Here is a 760-nt window from a genome sequence, read left to right on the forward strand (position 1 = left end):
CGCCCTGATTGCCGATTTGCTTTAACGCATCGGTGACGGAATTGTTCCACTGTACCGAGCCGACGGTCAGGTTTTGTGCGGATGCCAGTTGTTTACTTTGCGAACCGCTGACCTGTTGCAGGCCCGACGTGCCGTTCAGAGACGGGGCGCTTATCGCATGGGATAAACCGCCTGCGTTAGCGGAGGTCGTGGTATTGCTGATGTTATTGCTGAAACTGGCGTTAACTGCCCCACCGGCCTGAATAACTGAGCGGAGGCCTTCGCCGGTGCTGAGGGTTTCGTAAGTTGCGCCGTTCGCTAACTGATAGGTAACTTTAGTATTGGTATCGGCATCAACGTAATAGCAGTTGCCACAGTCAGGGTCAAAGTAAGCTAAGCCGTGGAGTTTATCGAAGCTCTCAGTGGCTGTAACGCCCGTATATTTATAGGTCAGATATTCATTTTGGACGCCATTCTCATAAGACTGATTATTCAAAGAACTGCCGGACAGGGTGATGTTTCCCCCTGCCAAAATATTGCTGGCGATATTATCTACATTACTGGCTGCAATATTTAAATCGCGGTTTGAAGCAATACGCCCCGCGCCTCCTGAGGCGGTAGCATTAACGGTTGAGGTACTGACCAGATATTTCTTTTCTGCAGCCGTCGCTTTCGGCGCAAGGTAAAAATGGTCATCAACGGAACCGTTACCTTGTCCCATACTTCCGCCAGTTCTGACCGATACCGTGTAATAACCGAGGTCGCTTTCGTTGAGATCCCC

The 760-nt window shown here is 50.5% G+C and carries 1 protein-coding gene; it reads right to left on the reverse strand.

Going from position 1 to position 760, the window contains the following annotated elements; translation table 11 throughout:
* On the reverse strand, positions 1–760 hold a 760-nt coding region (locus tag UC14_RS26485), incomplete at both ends, for a hypothetical protein (RefSeq protein ID WP_157962170.1).

The sequence above is a fragment of the Rahnella sp. NRRL B-41462 genome (genome assembly GCF_003263525.1).
Taxonomy (GTDB): domain Bacteria; phylum Pseudomonadota; class Gammaproteobacteria; order Enterobacterales; family Enterobacteriaceae; genus Rahnella; species Rahnella aceris.